The 18,600-nt window shown below is 38.3% G+C and carries 18 protein-coding genes; 5 read left to right on the top strand and 13 right to left on the bottom strand.

The annotated features are described in order from the left end of the window. Positions 1-103: 103 nt before the first annotated feature. The 6 genes from QE450_RS00360 to QE450_RS00335 all read right to left on the bottom strand — a co-directional run bounded on the left by QE450_RS00360 (position 104) and on the right by QE450_RS00335 (position 5,639). Positions 104-757, bottom strand: coding sequence for a type 1 glutamine amidotransferase domain-containing protein (locus QE450_RS00360; RefSeq protein WP_301261918.1), 654 nt, complete (start codon positions 755-757; stop codon positions 104-106). Positions 758-1,281: 524 nt separating this feature from the next. Then, positions 1,282-2,106 (bottom strand): bifunctional hydroxymethylpyrimidine kinase/phosphomethylpyrimidine kinase, encoded by an 825-nt coding sequence (thiD, locus tag QE450_RS00355; RefSeq protein WP_307295740.1) that lies wholly within the window; start codon positions 2,104-2,106, stop codon positions 1,282-1,284. A gap of 40 nt (positions 2,107-2,146) precedes the next feature. Then, positions 2,147-3,373 carry a thiamine pyridinylase gene (gene bcmE, locus QE450_RS00350; protein WP_307295738.1) on the bottom strand — a complete coding sequence of 409 codons (1,227 nt, stop codon included), beginning with the start codon at positions 3,371-3,373 and terminating at the stop codon, positions 2,147-2,149. 43 nt (positions 3,374-3,416) lie between these two features. Continuing rightward, positions 3,417-4,181: a class I SAM-dependent methyltransferase gene (locus QE450_RS00345; protein WP_307295735.1), complete on the bottom strand. Its 765-nt coding sequence runs from the start codon at positions 4,179-4,181 to the stop codon at positions 3,417-3,419. Beyond that, positions 4,181-5,182, bottom strand: coding sequence for a thymidylate synthase (locus QE450_RS00340; protein WP_307295733.1), 1,002 nt, complete (start codon positions 5,180-5,182; stop codon positions 4,181-4,183). The genes QE450_RS00345 and QE450_RS00340 overlap by 1 nt, the downstream gene beginning before the upstream one ends. Continuing rightward, on the bottom strand, positions 5,172-5,639 hold the full coding sequence (locus QE450_RS00335; RefSeq protein WP_273614888.1) for a nucleoside 2-deoxyribosyltransferase: 468 nt from the start codon (positions 5,637-5,639) through the stop codon (positions 5,172-5,174). Before QE450_RS00335 ends, QE450_RS00340 begins: the two co-directional genes overlap by 11 nt. 165 nt (positions 5,640-5,804) lie before the next feature. On the opposite strand from QE450_RS00335, the gene QE450_RS00330 reads away from it, so the two are divergent. Both QE450_RS00330 and QE450_RS00325 read left to right on the top strand, forming a co-directional pair. Beyond that, positions 5,805-6,248, top strand: coding sequence for an NUDIX domain-containing protein (locus QE450_RS00330; protein WP_307295729.1), 444 nt, complete (start codon positions 5,805-5,807; stop codon positions 6,246-6,248). A gap of 374 nt (positions 6,249-6,622) precedes the next feature. Beyond that, positions 6,623-7,582, top strand: a complete 960-nt coding sequence (locus QE450_RS00325) for a polysaccharide deacetylase family protein (protein WP_274170962.1) — start codon at positions 6,623-6,625, stop codon at positions 7,580-7,582. Positions 7,583-7,686: 104 nt separating this feature from the next. On the opposite strand, the gene QE450_RS00320 is transcribed toward QE450_RS00325, so the two are convergent. The 7 genes from QE450_RS00320 to QE450_RS00290 all read right to left on the bottom strand — a co-directional run bounded on the left by QE450_RS00320 (position 7,687) and on the right by QE450_RS00290 (position 15,488). After that, positions 7,687-8,337, bottom strand: a complete 651-nt coding sequence (locus tag QE450_RS00320) for an S-layer homology domain-containing protein (protein ID WP_301261925.1) — start codon at positions 8,335-8,337, stop codon at positions 7,687-7,689. A 29-nt stretch (positions 8,338-8,366) separates the two neighbouring features. Next, complete coding sequence (locus QE450_RS00315) at positions 8,367-10,526, bottom strand: S8 family serine peptidase (protein ID WP_307295724.1); 2,160 nt, start codon at positions 10,524-10,526, stop codon at positions 8,367-8,369. 369 nt (positions 10,527-10,895) lie between these two features. After that, complete coding sequence (locus QE450_RS00310) at positions 10,896-11,195, bottom strand: putative quinol monooxygenase (RefSeq protein WP_273614883.1); 300 nt, start codon at positions 11,193-11,195, stop codon at positions 10,896-10,898. A 208-nt stretch (positions 11,196-11,403) separates the two neighbouring features. After that, the gene (locus QE450_RS00305; RefSeq protein WP_273614882.1) at positions 11,404-11,703 is read right to left on the bottom strand and encodes a putative quinol monooxygenase; all 300 of its coding nucleotides are present in this window, start codon (positions 11,701-11,703) and stop codon (positions 11,404-11,406) included. A gap of 94 nt (positions 11,704-11,797) precedes the next feature. Next, complete coding sequence (gene ilvA, locus QE450_RS00300; protein WP_274170966.1) at positions 11,798-13,069, bottom strand: threonine ammonia-lyase IlvA; 1,272 nt, start codon at positions 13,067-13,069, stop codon at positions 11,798-11,800. 230 nt (positions 13,070-13,299) lie between these two features. Continuing rightward, positions 13,300-14,097 (bottom strand): DeoR/GlpR family DNA-binding transcription regulator, encoded by a 798-nt coding sequence (locus QE450_RS00295; RefSeq protein ID WP_204825615.1) that lies wholly within the window; start codon positions 14,095-14,097, stop codon positions 13,300-13,302. A 467-nt stretch (positions 14,098-14,564) separates the two neighbouring features. Continuing rightward, a complete protein-coding gene (locus tag QE450_RS00290) occupies positions 14,565-15,488 on the bottom strand; it encodes a nucleoside hydrolase (RefSeq protein WP_307295713.1) in 924 nt (307 codons plus the stop codon). Positions 15,489-15,900: 412 nt separating this feature from the next. Here QE450_RS00290 and QE450_RS00285 point away from each other — a divergent pair, with 412 nt between their 5' ends. The 3 genes from QE450_RS00285 (at position 15,901) to QE450_RS00275 (ending at position 18,576) form a co-directional block, all read left to right on the top strand. After that, positions 15,901-17,358, top strand: a complete 1,458-nt coding sequence (locus tag QE450_RS00285; RefSeq protein ID WP_274170967.1) for an amino acid ABC transporter substrate-binding protein/permease — start codon at positions 15,901-15,903, stop codon at positions 17,356-17,358. Beyond that, positions 17,351-18,079, top strand: a complete 729-nt coding sequence (locus QE450_RS00280) for an amino acid ABC transporter ATP-binding protein (RefSeq protein ID WP_204825619.1) — start codon at positions 17,351-17,353, stop codon at positions 18,077-18,079. Before QE450_RS00285 ends, QE450_RS00280 begins: the two co-directional genes overlap by 8 nt. Positions 18,080-18,285: 206 nt before the next feature. Further along, positions 18,286-18,576 (top strand): DUF5316 family protein, encoded by a 291-nt coding sequence (locus tag QE450_RS00275; protein ID WP_307295708.1) that lies wholly within the window; start codon positions 18,286-18,288, stop codon positions 18,574-18,576. Positions 18,577-18,600 lie beyond the last annotated feature (24 nt).

The raw sequence follows: 18,600 nt of genomic DNA, 5'->3' as shown, positions 1-18,600 counted from the left end.
TAAAATAAAAAAAGCGAAAATCCTCAGATAATATCCAGAGAATTTTCGCTTTTGTATATTCACTATCTAGTATCTACTTAGTAGAACTTATAGCGATTAGAAATTATAGCAATTCAAGCATCGCTTTCGCTGTGCTTTCACTAGAAGCAGGGTTTTGTCCTGTTACTAATTTACCGTCAACGATTACATGATCTGCAAAAGCAGAAGCCGCTACAAATGCTGCACCTTGCTCACGCAATTTGCTTTCAAGTAAGAAAGGAACATATTTCGTCAATTTCACCATATCTTCTTCTTCATCAGTGAAACCTGTAATGTTTTTGCCTTGTACATAGTAGGTACCGTCTGCTTTTTTCACATCGACAAGAGCACCAACACCATGACATACAGCACCAACTACGCCGTCATGAGCTTCTGTATCATGAATCAATTGAGCGATTACTGGGTTGCTTGCAAAATCGACCATAGGGCCATGTCCACCAGCAAATAATACGCCATCAAAGTCGCTTACATTGACGTCTGCAAGAGCTTTGGTGTCTTCAAGCATATCAGCTACCGATTGCAATTCCGCAGGAATCCCGTCTGGAATAGAGTTTTTATCGATGGTTACTTTACCGCCTTTAACCGATACGATAGTAGGTTCTACACCTGCATCTTGAAATACATGATAAGGTGCAGCCAATTCTTCTAACCATAGTCCTGTAGGGTGTCCGTTCATTTCTGTAGCACTTGTCGCTACTAACAATACTTTTTTAGTCATATTAATCGACTCCTCTATTTATATTTAGAAAACATCAGTTAATGATTTCTGTTTTAGATTATGAACTTTTATACATAATACATATTTAGTATTATACAACTTTTTTGTGCACAATCAAATTTTCAGCAAAAAAATTTTGACTATAAAAAATAAACAAGATTACTTTGGCATCTTCGTCCTTTATTACTTTACCCTTAAATCAAAGATGTCAAACGATATACATAAAAATGATTACTTATCATGTTTGTTATTTTATACTTTTTGCTACAAGTCATCCTATCTCCACCAGAAGAAAATATCTAATACACTGTGCAAAAAAGATTCTATTTTTTTCTCTCTTTTTCGCTTAGATCCTTTTGTTTTGCGTCGCATACTTTATTATCTCCTTATTCTCTTTATATTACTTTTTATTAGGATACAGCTATGGTAGCAAAAAATAAACAGATTAAAGGATATCCCTCTAATCTGTTTATTACTTTCATTGTACTTCATGGGTCAGATATTTCGCTGTCTAACCTTACTTATCAAATCTGCTTGGTGGGATCACTCTGCTGTAGTCCATGTTGATACAAATCATAAAAATGATGTGTGGGTCCCGGGCCTGAACCTATATGAAGTGAATGACGAATCGCTGTCGTCACATAAGCTTTGGCCTGCTTCACCGCTTCGTGCAAATTATCAGTTAAGGCAAGCCCTGCTGCAATAGCAGAAGAATACGTACATCCTGTACCATGCGTATTCAAAGTGTCTATTCGTTTTTCTGTAAAGTAATACATCTGCTGACCATCATACAGTATATCTGTAGCTTCATCGCCAAGCGAATGTCCACCTTTAACAAGAACATGACGGACGCCTTGATCGGCTATTCGCTTAGCGGCTTCTTCCATATCATGTATAGATTCAATCGTTATCCCTGTGATCCGCTCTGCTTCTGGAATATTAGGTGTCAGTACATCCGCAAATGGTAAAATATCTCGAATCAATGTACCTACAGCATCTTGTTTCATGAGTGGGCTTCCATTTTTGGCATACATCACAGGATCGATCACAATATGCTTCGGACGATACTGCTTCAGCTTATACGCAACAGCTTCCATACATTCATGATCGGATAGCATGCCAATCTTGACAGCATCTGTTCCAATATCTTCATAGATTGCATCGATCTGATCACTGATTACTTCTGGGGTGATATTCTGAATACTTATCACACGCGCTGTATTCTCAGCCACTACAGATACAATCACACTCATACCGAATACACCATACGCGGAAAATGTTTTGAGATCCGCCTGTATTCCAGCACCTCCACTACAATCAGAACCTGCAATCGTTAGTAGTTTTTTCATCATCAGTCTCCTAATCTTACTAGAATAGAAGTAGCTTTGGTTACTGAACAGCTACAGTTGCTAATCGATCTGTAATCGTTACTTTGGCTTGTTCAATCCAATTTCTTGCATCCGGTCCCATTTTGAATATTTTGTTATCAGGATGAGTAGCAATCGGGATCAATTGGCTATAAATCGGGAATTGTTGCTGCATTTTTTGGTATACACTATGTCTTGCAGGTAACAAATATTGAGGATACACTTTAGCTTCATTTGGAGAAATAGCATCTACCATCGTTTGACTCGCTGTAATCACATTTGCCAATTTGATCGCAATATCTTGCTTGGCAGGATCTGTAATTGCCGAATTCACACCAACCATATCTCCATAAAAAACAGGAATATCTGTTTTACTTGACATTGAGATGGTTTTAAAATTCACCTCATCTGCATAATCACCCATACTGGACATCGCTTCGGTATATCCAATAAATGCACGACCTATACCACTACGGAACCAATCTGCTCGGATATAAGCATCGTTGTTGTCAGGCCAGTACTCAATCTGATCTTTACCGCCCATTTTTTGTAATTGTTTTAGACTTTTAAATGCTTTTGAATTTAACGTATTAGGATCAGGCAAAACAGTATAATCCGTATATTGTTGACGGGTATCTAACAACGCATCCAGATACATGGCTGCTTTGGTAGTACCACCAGACATGTCGATCAGCAATCCTTCGTTATTGTCAGGAATAACGCCTGTTGATTGTCGTTCACCTAAAATGCGATATAAGTCCGGTACGCTACGGACAGAGGCAAGAGCTGTATCATCTTCTCGATAAAATAATAAATTAGTACACACAATTTGTGGAATACAGTAGGCTGCTCCATTTATTGTGCATCCTTCCATTGCAAAATCAATAATATCTTGGCGATCTTGAATTTGATTTTGTGGTATCGCTTTCAAATATCCTTTGTCTACAAAATGAGATAAAAAAATCGCGTCAAACACAAACACATCTACATTCGCATCTGGATCGGCTTCATATCCATCCCATTTAACAAAATTTAAGCGTACATTAGGTTCAACTTCTGCCCAATTTTTTACGACTGCTTGCTGAAAACGCTCGGGATCAGGAACATAATCATATAAAGCCACATTAATGACCGTCGGTTGATCGGTAGCTGCTGCATAACTGTAACTCGCATTCGGCATAATACCAAATATCAGCAAAAACGAAATAAATACCAAAAACCCTTTTTGGCGAACTGTACTATTCCTCATTATCATTATCCCACCTCTTCGTAGCAATTTGTCTATCCCATGCTTACACCGATTTGATAGCTTTATAGATCACAAAAGGAGCATGATACTGTTCATCACCCCATTTCGGATGATCATATTGCTCTTCGTACTCGCGCAATTTGCTTACCGAAATATCATCAATACAGGGTTCCATGATCTGAATCGAATCAAACCCTGCTTTTTCTAACATCTCTTGATAAAAACGCTTGGACCAATAAAAATCATTTAAGATTAAATCTGAACTTTCAGGAATCTTGAGAAACTGTTGTTTGCGGTCTCCGTCTGTATATTTCTTTCCTTTTTCTCCATTGCGAAATGTAGTGAACTCATACCCTGTTGCATCTGGATTCGAATCCAATACCAATAACGGCTTGCCCGGCTTCAATACCCGGTAGATTTCTGTAAGCATATGATGAATATGATCTATACTAGAATTATTGATAATCACAAAACAGTTCACAGCACAATCTATCGAATCCGATTCTAAAAAATCCAACTGATTATTGTGAATCAACTGATAATTGATCTGTGGATGTGACCGTTGAGCGGTTGCTATTTTTAGCATATTTTCTGATTCATCTACAGCAATAACTTGATAACGTTCATGTTGCTTTGCGATGCGCTCCGCTACTTTTCCAGGTCCGCATCCATAATCAAGTACTGTACGAATGGTAGGATCTGAATCCAGAACAGCGAATAAATAGCGGAATCCTAATATATCTTCTAACATATCGTTATACGCGTTGAATTGACTGGATACATTATTTTCTTTCCAAGAAGTATGCATTACGATTCCTCCATTGTGATCGAAAAGTAAGATTCCCACTTCTGCTGAACAAGTATCTGATAAAGTGGAATCAATTCTTGGTAAAGCGTATGATCTACTGCTTGCTTTTGTTGAATCGATTGATACACAGCTAATAACAAAATCACTTGCTTCCAGTAATCGTCTATATCCAAACAACGAATATCTGCTGGCTCCAGAGTGACTATACCTGTTCTAAGTTGCTGTTCGTATTCAAAAACAACTTGCAAATCTGACCTATTATCTTTTTGCGGCATATGCGGAAAAGGATACGCTGGTACAGCTCCAATCTGTTTAGCTTTGGAAAGTACTGTCTTGGTCTGAGCATAATCTGTTTCGTAAATGTGTACAGAAGCTACATTATGATAATAGGCGCCCACTTCTAGTCCAAGCTCAGTAGCCATAAGTTCTTGTAGAAAAGTAAACGAAAACACATCACTCAACATGCCACGATAAGCATCATTTGCACGCATATAACTGCTCATATGCAATTGATTTTCACGGATAAAAAACTGCAATCCAAGTGTACAAGACACATCAATATTTTCTAGTTGAAGTACTTCATTCGGGTCAAAAATAGATAGAAATGCACGTTTGGAATCAGGATCTTCACGAAGCACTTCTTTAATACGCTCCCATTGATTTAAGCGCTTGTCGCCATAAGTAAATAGCTTTGGCCCATAGGCTGTGCCTGTCAGTGTCCGACCATCTGCTGAATATTTACTCATATTGCTGGCATAATAACGGATAAAGTCCAAATCATTACTCCCTGATAAATACCATAACGCTTCTGCAAAATTAAAAATAATATTGGTTTTCCGCTCAGGTACATAACAAATACGTTCAACTGGCGATTCAATTCCATACGTATAATTCAGAATTTCTCGGCTTCGGTTACCACGCGGCTGATTGTAGAATTGGGGCTTATGATACACTTTAGCAAGAGTATACAAATATGCATCATGAAAATGATTAAAGATCATAAGCAATAAGCCTTTCTTGCAATAGCTGTTCCAACTGCTGAATACAATCTTCTTCCGTATGATACGTTACATAATCAACCGGACATACCGTGTGTAAACCTCTAACCAGATAAGCATATTGTTCAAGATCATGATCCAATAGCAAAATCATATTTTTTTGCATAGCAGACGCCCAACCTATTTCTATATGTGTTCCTGGTGATGCTGGGATACCGGGCAAAGCTACAAATAAATCACATTTCTCAATCTCATCAAAATCAATTTTGGTACATTGTTCTGGAGGCATAAACTTCTGCCCCCACTGTTCTCTTTTATGCGCATTATGTACCTCATAACCTCGATGTTCAAAAAACTCAATTAATCTGATCAAAAAATCCTGTGTACCTTTTTCTAAAGTAGAAGTTTCCATATTCATCAGATTTTTAAAAGGAGCTGCTAAAAATAATTTTTTATTCATATTCTATCCTCCAATGATGAATTTAATTCCAATATATACTAAATAATATCATTTAATGTTATTTTAGTAAATAAAGGGTATTTATACAGAAATGTTTTCTACTATGAGGAAAGTGTATAATAGACTCAATATTTAATGATGATATTTCATTTAGGAGGAACTACTTTGTCTGTCGTTATTGATGAACTGTATGCAGGGATTGCTGTCATTATTTTTAATGCCGAGGGTCATGTTTTTTTACAACAGCGGCTTGATGTCGGACAATGGGGCATCCCTTCAGGACATGTTGAAAAAGGGGAAACCGTCACACAAGCAGTTGTACGAGAGATCAAAGAAGAAACAGGACTAGACGTAGAAGTGACACGCTTAATCGGAGTTTATTCGGATCCAGATAGCCAGATTTTTGAATACCCTAATGGAAAAAATGTTCATTTTATTACCAATTGTTTTGAAGCGGTGATTATCGGTGGCGAGCTTATCGTTGACCCTAAAGAATCACTTGATTATCAATTTTTCCCTACCGACCAGTTACCTACCAATTTACTTCGTATGCATCCTAGATGGTTAGCCGATGCACTAGAACAGCGTCCTCAAGCTTTTATTCGCTAACTCTTTTTTATACAGGTCAAAAATATCAAGCTAGTGATGTCTCAAATCAAATGACTATCGAGAATAAAAAAGAAGGTAGACCTGTATCAAGGTTTACCTTCTTTTTGCTTACTCAAACTTTTATTTCAATTTCCTTACCACCCTTTTTTTACCAACCATAAGCAAAAATATTGTTACTATTTCAAGAAGGTGATGTAACTTTTTATATATTCATTTCGTTTACAATAAAGTGCAGATGTCATGTTTCTGCTTAAATGGATAGCTGGGATTAGCGAATTTATTTTCGTTAATTACTTGTTGCGTCCATTTAAAAAAAGTAGTATTTGTCCGATAATAAGATTTGACCACCAGTATAAAGGAGTACTTAGATACGCATGAAAAAGCATTGGAAGAAATACTCACTTGCCCTAATGGCAGTGTTGCTCGTTGTCTATGTTCTAGGGGTTAATTTCCCCAAATCGTCTGTTCTTGCACACAAAATATGTAGCTCCTGGGTAGCCGCTCAAAACGAATTATTTTACTATGAGCATCATAATGTATTAAATGAACGCAATGTCGCACTAGCCGCAGATTATGTTGTTCCTACAGGTACAGCCGATAAAATCCCTGTACTGATGTACCATTATATTACTCCGCAAAAAGATAATACTGAACCGACAAACAATTCTATTGTGAATTTGGAAGCTTTTGAAGCAGATATGAAATACTTGCACGATAACGGTTATCATACAGCAACACTACAGCAGTTAGAAAAATATGTAGATGAAGAAATATCGTTACCCGAAAAAACAGTGGTAATCTCATTCGATGATGGATATCAAAATAATATTATTTATGCGTATCCTATTCTGAAAAAGTATGGTTTTCATGCCACCCTATTTGTAATTGGTTCACGTATTCAAGCCAAAACAACAGTGTTCGATCCACACAAAACAAGCTATGTGTCCAAAGAAGAAATGGAAGCTTCGAAAGATGTATTTGAGTACAACAGCCATACGTACAACCTGCATTACAAAACATTACTTCACTGTGGCGATGATTATGCCGCAGGTATGAATGAAGCTAGCTTTATCGCGGATGATAAAATTATGCGTTCTGAAGCAGGCATCAATACACCATATTTTGCGTATCCTTTTGGAGATTTCCGGATGCAAATGGTCTATGCACTTAAAGAGTCAGGTTACCGAATGGCATTCACTGTCCATCAAGGATTTGTTCGACCAGGCGATGATCCGTTAACATTGAAGCGATTAACCGTCGTATCCAATACCAATATCGGAGAATTGCTGAATATGGATCATGATCCTGACGGTACATCCCCTGTTGCACCTTAATCTAAGAATGATTATCCAATAAAAACAAGCAAAAAAGCGACTTCTGGATAGATATACATCCTATCCGTTGAAGTCGCTTTTTTGCTTATAAATAATAGAAAAACTTAATTGGCTGTCGGCAATGCAGGCAGGTCAGCTGGATTTGAAGGTTCAGTTGGACGATCAAGCAAACCGCCTACTCCATAATCTGCAAAGTTTTTGATAAACTGCAATGCTTCGGCACGAGTTAATGCTTTGCTTCCTTTGAATGAAGCGATCGATACTTGAGAAGCATCACTACCGTTAGCCAGACCCAAAGCTAACATATATTGAATCGCATTATTACCGCTGTAATTGACACCTTCCGCAGAAGAGATTAATTCAGCCACTTGAGTACGGGTTAGAATTTGATTACGAGTTGATGCATTGGTATAGCTACTCACCGGATAATTTAAAGCTTTGGCACGAACATAATAAGGATTCGCCCAATTGCCTGTTTTGCTACTGGTCACTTCGGGTTCAAACGTACGAATCAACATCGCCAAAAATTCGGCTTCACTGACTGTTTTGTTCGGTTTGAATTGACCGTCTTTGTATCCGTTGACTAAGCCAGCTTCATAACCCCATTGAATCGTATCTTTTGCCCAGTAATTATTGGAAATATCTGAAAAAGGAAGTCCATCTGCCGCTTGTGCTTTAGTAGCAAACATAGTGCCGAACAAAGACACTACCAGACAAAGCGTAAGTCCAATCTGAAATACTGATTTTATTTTCATCGGTGTGCACCTTTCTGATCTGTGTTATTTTAACGTGTTGTAAATTGCAAGATTAGCGGAGTCGTCGATGTGACTTGTTGATCACTATTCGCTGATGGCTTCGCTTGGATGCCTTTTTCAATAATGATATTATACGTTTCATTTTTGGCAAATCCACTAGCTGTTGGTGTGATAAAGATACGATTCCATTTGACAGATAGATTCACATTGGTGACTACTTCTCCGTTACTATTAAGCACGGTGACATGATCGGCTGTAATCGAAGAAGGATCGATATATTTATATTGTTTATTTTTGAGTGCAACTTGCAAGCTGATACTTACCGGAATCGAAGGAGATAATTGCGCTTTGCTTGGCAAGTCTTTAATACCCATAGACTGTTTGATTTGTGCTAATTGCTTCTGGAAATTAGCATCTGTTACGTTTTTGCCATCCAATTTAGCTTTTAACCAGTCTGAGGCTTTACCTGATGTTTTGGCTGTATTTAGTTGTTGTGTTGCTTGTTGAGTCGGTGTTGGTGTTGGAGCTGCCACAGGGGCAGTAACACTTGTACTCGGTGTAGATGGTTGGCGTGGAATACCGCCACCTCCACCACCGCCGCCTCCTCCGCCCCCACCACCTGATGGAACAGCCGCTACCAGATTAGTAGGTGCTGGCGTGGTCACGACGGGTACAGTTACGGCTGGTGTTGGATTCACGACAGGTGTTGGTGCTGGAACGACAGGCTTACTTTCAACGATCGGTGTAGAATCGCTAGGTGTAGATAGTGTCTGACCGGAGATAAATTTGCCTGTTGATTCATTACCTGTTGTATCTACTGTTTTTAATGTAAATGAGTACGTTGTCGATGGAGATAAATCTTCTGCTTGATATACATTTTGAGTAACAGAAGTCACGAATTTGCCTGCACCATTGTAGATATTTACTTTTGCAAAATCTTTGTCTGCCGGGTTTTGCCAGTTCAATGTTAAGGAGTGAGTCGTTGTGTTACTTACAGTTAAGCCACTCACTTCTGCTGGAGCTGTTTTGTCTACTTTAGGAGCGAACGTAACAAATCCATATCCATATGAATTATCTCTTCCTGTTGCTCCTAGATCGACCGTATAATTTTCCAAATCAGTACGTAGATTCGCTATGGATTCGGAAGGATGTTCTTGTTTTAAAATTGCTAGTATACCTGCAATATGAGGAGCTGCTTGAGATGTACCGCTAGCTACAGCATATTTGCCATTAAGATACGTAGACACAATATCAACCCCAGGTGCAGAGACTTCTACTTTGGGCCCTGTAGATGAAAAATCACCACGATTTAAATTTTTGTCTACTGCTGCAACAGCGATTACACTACTGTATTGTGCAGGGTAATTGACTGTATCTGTGCCTGCTCCACTATTTCCCGCAGAACATACAACCAAAATTCCATTTTTATATGCTTTGTCGACCATATCGTGCAATGCTTGTGAATCATATTCGGTTCCCAAAGACATATTGATAATATCCATATGATTTTGGATCGCCCAATCTATACCTTCTAATACATCTTGCAAATTTCCTTTACCATCTGCGCCCAATGCTTTGACACCGTATAATTGCACTCCAGGAGCTGTTCCTGTTACAGCGCCATCGCCGCTATGAGCTGCAATAATCCCGCTGACATGAGTACCATGTCCATTATCGTCTGCATAAGATGTTGTATAATCTACAGTCGATACACCGCCAGCAATAGTGAGCTCACTATGAGGGGCTACACCAGAATCAATCACAGCAACTTTGATGCCTGATCCGTTATATCCTTTATCCCACATTTGGTTAGGCTGTACTGCTTGATAATTCCATTGTGATTGTTCGGTGGCATTGACTGTCGAACCTAACACTTGAAAATCAGATGAATCGGTGACTTGAAAAGGAACATTACGTTCGATATAAGCAATATTAGGATCTTGCACAAGGTCTTGTAATTCACCTGCACTGACAGTAGCAGAAACCGCAGGCAATGTTTTAAATTCATGCTGTACTTCTACACTTTGATCGATAGCTGCTTCTTTACCTGCTGCATTTTTGTAGACAATTACCACTTCTTGATCTGGCCCTGTTGCAGAAGGAACTGATTCTTCCCCGTACACTAAGCCGGTATGAACTAGAGATAATGTAAGCAACGAAGAAGCTACGATAGCGATATATTTTTTCATTCACTGATTCTCCTTTGATAGATAAAATGAAAGCCTTTGATGCAAGATACTATTTATAGTACGCACATTTTCTCAATTAAGATTACGTAAAATTAAATAGCGAAAAATATAATTTTAGACAGTAAAACACGACGTTACATTCTACTCAACTAATGCCTTTTCTACTCTTTCGAGCAATTTCGACATTTACCTTATAGCATTTATCGGATGGCTTTTAGGAATTATGTATACTAAATAATAAAAAAAACGTCCTTTCCAATGGAAAGAACGTTTGCTTACGTAACTATTTAGTTATCCATACCAAATAATGCAATACGAAAACGATTGTTGCCACGCAACATATCTATTTTAGCATCGAGATACAGGTAATTAACCTCTTGGTACTTCTGTTGCGTTGAACAGTTTTGCATCCAAAGGTGCCCCTGCAAATTCTTGCATATCTTTAACGAATTTTTGGAAATGAGCGCTTGCGTTGTGTTCTTGTACCGCTTGCTCATCTTTCCATTCTTCAACCATTGTGAACAAGTTCGGTTGGTGAAGATCACGCATTAGTGTGTAACGGATATTACCTGCTTCTGCTTGAGAAGCACTAACCAAACCTTCTGCTTCTACTAAAAATTCTTCTACTCTGTCAGGTTTAATCGTGATATTAGCATGAATAACAAACATATAAGTAAACCTCCTATAAGTATATAATGTAATATGATTTTTTTAATGTTCTAAAAATCTCACTTACTAATTATAACCTATATGATGTCAAAACCCAAATTATATTGTAAACCTACGAAATTTAGCTACGGCTAATAACACATATAGATATACAAAAGGCTACTTCCCGAAAGAAATAGCCTTTGTATAGTACAGACTTATTTACTTATTAAACTACAGGCAACTGCATCACTTCATATACTTTAACGTTCAAAGGTGCAGCCGCCATATCTTTTGTATCATTGATATGCTTCAGAAAATGAGCACTTTGTTCGTGGGCGGTAAGCGCTTCTTGGCTTTCCCATTCTTCAACCATGGTAAATAGGTTGGATTGATGTAAATCCACCATCAGTGTATAACGAATATTGCCTGCTTCTGCTTGTGAAGCACTCACAAAAGGATCAGCAAGTTGTAGAAAAGTTTCTACGTGTTCTGGTTGAATCAATATTTCAGCATGAATTACTAACATTGGGGTAAAGCCTCCTATAAATAATAAACTGGCACGACTTATTAATTATATAGTAATTCCGCTCAAAACCCAACTATAACTCTAAGAATACTCATTAGATAAGCAAATTGAACAAATTCAGATCCCGATTAAGCTCTGTATATTTAATCCCATGAGCTTCCATTCGTTCGACCAGTGCACCGTAATCTTCCGGTGTACTAAGTTCGATACCGACTAACGCTGGCCCATTTTCTTTATTATGTTTTTTGGTATATTCAAAGCGGGCGATATCATCATTTGGCCCTAATACTTTTTCCAAAAATTCACGTAGAGCACCTGCACGTTGTGGGAAATTAATCATAAAGTAATGCTTCAATCCTTCATAGATCAGTGAGCGTTCTTTGATCTCTTGCATACGATCAATATCGTTATTACCACCACTGATAATACAGACAACCGTTTTTCCTTTGATCTGCTCGCGGTACATATCAAGCGCCGCAATAGGCAAAGCTCCTGCTGGCTCCGCTACAATCGCATTTTCATTATATAGATCCAGAATCGCCGAACACACTTTACCTTCGGGCACTTTCACGACATCGTTTAACACCTCACGACAAATATCGAATGTGAGCTGACCGACACGCTTCACTGCCGCACCATCAATAAATTTATCAATTTCACCAAGTGTGACGACTTCATTACGAGCAATTGCTTCACTCATAGACGCCGCACCTGCTGGTTCGACACCGATCAATTGAGTAGTAGGACTCATCGTATGCATATATTGCCCAACACCAGCAGCCAGACCCCCGCCGCCAATCGTTAGAAAAATATAATCAGCCGGTACATCTAGACTTTCCATAATCTCCATCCCGATCGTACCGTTACCGGCAATAATCTTCGGATCATCAAATGGATGAATAAATGCCATACCTTGTTCTTCACATGTTTTCATCGCTTCTTCATAAGCATCGTCAAATGTATCACCGACTAGAATTACTTCTACATTTTGACCACCGAACTTTTTCACCATTTTTACTTTTTGGTTCGGTGTTGTGCTTGGCATATAGATTTTGCCATGAATATTAAGCGCATAACATGAAAAGGCTACACCCTGCGCATGGTTACCTGCACTAGCACATACAATGCCTTTGTCCAATTCTGCTTGAGAAAGACTACGAATACGGTTATACGACCCGCGAATTTTGAATGAACGAACGACTTGCATATCTTCACGCTTTAAAAAGATATTGCATTCGTATTTTTCAGATAATGTATTGTCTCGCTGTAACGGGGTACGCACAATTACTTCGCGTAATACATGATGAGCACGGACGATATCTTCCATGCCTACGATTTGCGGATTATATTCACCAGTTGCTGTCATTGATTCTCTCCTCACTCCAAACGCCTCATTGATCTCAACCATCTCTATACGGTTCTCAACGTTTTCTCATTTATCTAAAGTACTCCTAACGTACCCTATTTTCAAGCTTAACCGAAGAATTTGTTGAAAATTAATCTAAAACCAACAAAAATCTTACATTTCTTTCTATATACAAAAAAACCTTTTCCCTAAAGGAAAAGGCTTAAATGCAGGTAGCAACCATCGCCCTATTACTCAACAACGATGACATCGACACCCATATCTTGTAAATCTTGAATCGCTTCTTGAGGCAACTGATCATCGGTTACAAAACGATTCAAATCTTCCATACCCATCAGACGTACTAATGATTTGCGGCGAAACTTCGTACTGTCTGTTAACAGAATCAATTCGTCTGAAATCTCAATAATCTTTTTCTTTAATTGTACATGTGCTTCAGAAGGTTCGGTTAACCCGCGTGTTAGATCAAAGCCATGACAGGAAAATAGAAATTTATCGACATGATAACTTTCGACCATTTTCTCTGCATGAATACCTGTATTCGCCATTGAATCTCGATCCAGGTAGCCTCCAATCACAATCACATTGATCTCGGTTTTTTGTACCAATTCGTTAGCAATCGCTAGTGAATATGTCAGTACAGTTAATGATCGATTAGGCAATTGTTTGACCAAATGCAGGCAAGTTGTACTTGCATCCAGCGCAATCACATCACCGGGTTCAATCAAAGATAAGGCATATTCGACAATTGCTTTTTTCTCTTCTAGGTTCTGTGTCTCACGCTGAACAGCAGGAGATTCATATTGTTCCCGATTACGGTTAAATACGGCTCCGCCATGCGTACGAACTACAGCGCCTTCATGTTCCAGACGTTCCAGATCACGTCTTATTGTCTCTTCAGTTACTTGAAAACGGCGACTGAGTCCGGATACCCGTACAGTTCCTTCCGCTTCCAAAATTCGCAGCGTCTCCAGCTTGCGTTGTGCTGCGGATGTAGTGTCTTGTCGCTTTGGATTCTTGCTGCTCATGGAGTTACACCTGGCCTTACTATTGTATATTGTCAAACGTATATAGGTCAGCATCTAGTACAATGCTCATTCGTGTCGAAACGATTCGTGTAAGCGTTTATCAATAGCTTTAGCTATATACTCTAATGATACCGTATTTACCTTACAGTAACAATAAAAAATGAAAGAGAATGTCTACTTTAGTCGTTTATTCGTACAAATAAATTTCAATTTCATAAAAAATTTGTCAATAAGTGACTCTGTTCAGACATCTATTAGCATTATGATCGGATAACAATAATGGCTCACAGATATCTTTTTGTAGATAAAAGTATAAACTATCATCCAACCCAAATATGTTGAAATCATCTCTATTGTATTCATAAATTTTGGCTAGATCTCATAAAAAAAGCCTGTATAACTCAACAAGGATAAACGACCTCCTTATATACGCTACACAGGCTTGAATTATTTCTATGCAAAAATGATTACACAATTCGACTTAAAAAATGATTTAAAAAGCGTGAAGAATCTACATCTAAAGCAACATCAATATGTGGTAATAAAGTATCGTGTTTGCCTGTTGTATTTCCTAGTGTATCTTGTTCTGTACATTCTACATGTACTGCATATGAGGTTGTGCGCACGATCGTTGGATCAATCGCTACGCCGACAGCTAATGGATCATGTAGAGCACAACCTTTACCACCTGTTACAATCTCATTGTATGCACCCATATAAAATTCAGTCATATCTGCTAAAAAAACAGATAACAAACTGTTTTCCCGTCTCCACTCATCCAGATGAACACCGGTTAACAATGTTTTCATCGTGACATCCAGTCCAACCAATGTAATCGGCATGCCAGAGGTTAACACAAGCGCCGCGGCATCAGGGTCGGAATAAATATTGGCTTCAGCATATGGAGTGACATTCCCAGGTACCGTTACCGCTCCTCCCATGATTACTAATCGTTCAATAGTATGTACGATCTCTGGATTGGTCTGAATAGCTTTGGCGATATTGGTTAGAGGGCCTACAGCAACCACAGTCACTTTTCCAGGAGAAGCCATAATTTGCTGAACGATAAAGTCAGATGCACTCATCGTCTCTGCTTGACGCTCAGACGGTTCCCGATACTGATTACCAATACCATCTTCTCCATGAATATGACGGGCAAATGGCTTCGTATATTCTCGACTCATCGGCTTGCTTTCTCCAGCATAGACTGGAATTTCTTCTCGCTCTAATTTGTCGAGCACTACCAGTGTATTACGTGTTGCTTCTTCTACTGTAATATTGCCGAATACCGTCGTCACTCCCAAAATATCCAATTCAGGTGAATGAGCCGCATAGGCTAGCGCTAATGAATCATCAATCCCTGTATCTACATCTAAAATAACTGATTTCATATATCCCGTCCCCTTCTTATATGTTCATTGCATTTTATCATATGTAGTGAAGGTGTAAAGGGATACAAATTGAAATTCATTCTATCTATACAACAGATACTAAAACAACACTGCTGTAAATTAACTATATTTGGTTTTTTAGTATAGTATTATTCATAATTTGTGTAATACCTAACATGAATATTTTAATGATACCGTTTACGTGATACCTATTTAGCTGAAAAGTAGAATGAACTATAGTCAATAGCTTGTTTTTTTTGTAGAATGGGAAGACATGTGATGTAAGATATCAATTTGAGATATCTATTGTAAGCAATACTGATCGTAAGTAGATTTGTTCTAGCTCGATCCAGGTATACGCACTACAACAATTGCTGATGTACATGAAGAAGTCAATGAAATGGAGGATTTTATGAAGAAATCTAGGGTAATGTGGTTAGTAATGGCTCTCCTTCTTTTCTTTGGAGTATCTACAGGAAGCTTTGCCACGACTGCAACTGCACAAGCACAGGAAGGCAAAACTTATCAAATCGGTACCGATGTTACATTTGCTCCTTTTGAATTTCAAGATGCTGACCAGAAATTTGTAGGAATCGATATGGATATATTAGCAGCAATCGCTAAAGATCAGAACTTTAGCTATGAAGTCAAACCGCTAGGGTTTAATGCGGCTCTTCAAGCACTACAGACGGATCAGGTCGATGGTATGATTGCTGGAATGAGCATCACTGATGAACGTAAACAAACATTTGATTTTTCAAAGTCCTATTTTGAAGCTGGCGTAGCTATGGCAGTCAAAAAAGGCAACACAGATATTAAATCTTATGAAGATTTACGTGGCAAAAATGTTGCTGTCAAAATTGGAACACAAGGATATACATTTGCTGAATCGATCAAAGATAAATATGGTTTCAGCCTAGTTCCTTTTGAAGATTCTGCACAGGTCTACGATGATATCAAAACAGGAAATTCAGTTGCTGGTTTTGACGATTATCCTGTACTCGCTTATGGTATTCAACAAGGCAACGGACTGCAATTAGCTCCAACTGAACAAGAAGCTAAAGGTTCGTATGGATTTGCTGTAAATAAAGGCAAAAATGAAGAATTACTACAAAAATTCAATGCAGGTTTGGCGAATATTCGTAGCAATGGCGAATATGATCAGATTCTAAAAAAATATTTAGGTGAATCCGGAAATGGTGTACCTGCTGTAAAGCTAAGTAGATTCGAGTTGATTCAACAGTCCTTCCCTTACTTGCTTAAAGGATTATTGAATACAGTCGTATATACAATCGTTTCTCTATTCTTCGCATTTATTTTAGGTCTAATTTTTGGATTTATGAAAGTAAGTCATAACCGCATCTTACGTATTATCGCAACTGTATTTGTTGATATATTCCGTGGTATTCCACTACTTGTATTAGCATTCTTTATCTACTTCGGTCTACCAGGAGCATTTGGATTTACGATGCCATTGTTTGTCGCTTCAGTGCTCGCGTTGAGTCTGAATGCAGGGGCATATGTAACTGAAATTATTCGTGGTGGTATTCAATCGATTGATCGTGGACAAATGGAAGCTGCTCGTTCACTAGGGCTACCTTATCGTACAGCCATGATCAAAATTATTATTCCACAAGCTGTTAAATTAATGATTCCTTCTTTCATTAATCAGTTGGTTATTACGTTGAAAGATACATCGATTATGTCTGTTATTGGTCTTGTAGAATTGACGCAATCCGGTAAAATCGTTATTGCTCGTACTTTCCAATCGTTCGATATCTGGTTGGTCGTAGCTATTATGTACCTGATCGTGATTACCATTCTTACTAAAATCTCTAACCACATCGAAAGGAAGGTCAGCAATGGATAAAATTAAAGTTACCGGTCTGAAAAAAAGCTTTGGTTCCAATCATGTACTGAAAGGTATCGATCTGGAAGTTAAAGAAGGCGAAGTGGTATGTGTTATTGGTCCATCCGGTTCTGGTAAAAGTACCTTCCTTCGTTGTATTAATCGTCTGGAAGATATTACAGCAGGTACCGTTATTGTCGATGATCACAATATCAATGACAAACAAACCGACATCAACAAAGTACGCGAAAATATCGGAATGGTATTCCAGCATTTTAACCTTTTCCCGCATATGAGTGTAATCAAAAATATTATGTTAGCTCCAACTGAACTCAAAAAGTCTTCTCCCGCAGAAGCTCGTAAAATTGCGCTTCAACTGTTAGATCGTGTCGGTCTTGCAGATAAAGCAGATGCTCTACCTAACCAATTATCGGGTGGGCAAAAGCAACGTGTCGCAATAGCGCGTGCACTGGCTATGAATCCAGATGTGATGTTATTCGATGAACCGACTTCTGCACTTGACCCTGAAATGGTTGGTGAAGTATTGGGTGTTATGAATTCCCTTGCTAAAGAAGGAATGACCATGATGATCGTAACTCACGAAATGGGCTTTGCTCGCGAAGTGGCAGATCGTGTAATCTTTATGGATGGCGGTTATGTTGTCGAAGATGGTACGCCTGAAGAAGTATTTGGTAACCCTCAGCACGAACGTACGATTAGCTTTTTAGAAAAAGTACTTTAAGTTATAAAGCAACATGGTAGCATGAGCATTAAGATGTTCGATTGTAGAAATCTGATTGATCTTAGTTGTTAGGTATAATGTCAAACGTTTAATTGATATAATAAACAAAAGACTGCGAATAGATTATTCGACAGTCTTTTGTTTTATCATCGTAGATTGTAGATTGATCATCGTTACCAATACATAGTAGAAAGGTGTAGATCGATATGAAAAAATCAGGTTTGCTGTTAGGATCAGGCGTTCTTTTTCTAGGGTTACTGTATTTGATTCATTTTCTATTACCCTACGACTTTAATGATATTCTTAGAGTCGTCACCATCATTTTAATTATTGCTACACTAGCTCTTTCAGGTACAATGGTCAGTGGAGATCGAATGCGTGCGAATCAAGCAATCGATCCTAGTTCCAGAGATCGCAATATGGTGAACTCATGGAGTATGTTGTTGTTCAGTTTACCTGTCTATATAGTAATGATTGTCTCGTATGTTTGGGGATAAGTTGATTAATAAGTAGCATTTTAT

The sequence above is a fragment of the Paenibacillus sp. SORGH_AS_0306 genome (assembly GCF_030819345.1).
GTDB classification, from domain to species: Bacteria; Bacillota; Bacilli; order Paenibacillales; family Paenibacillaceae; genus Saccharibacillus; species Saccharibacillus kyungheensis.
This window is presented reverse-complemented; position numbering and strand designations above follow the sequence as displayed.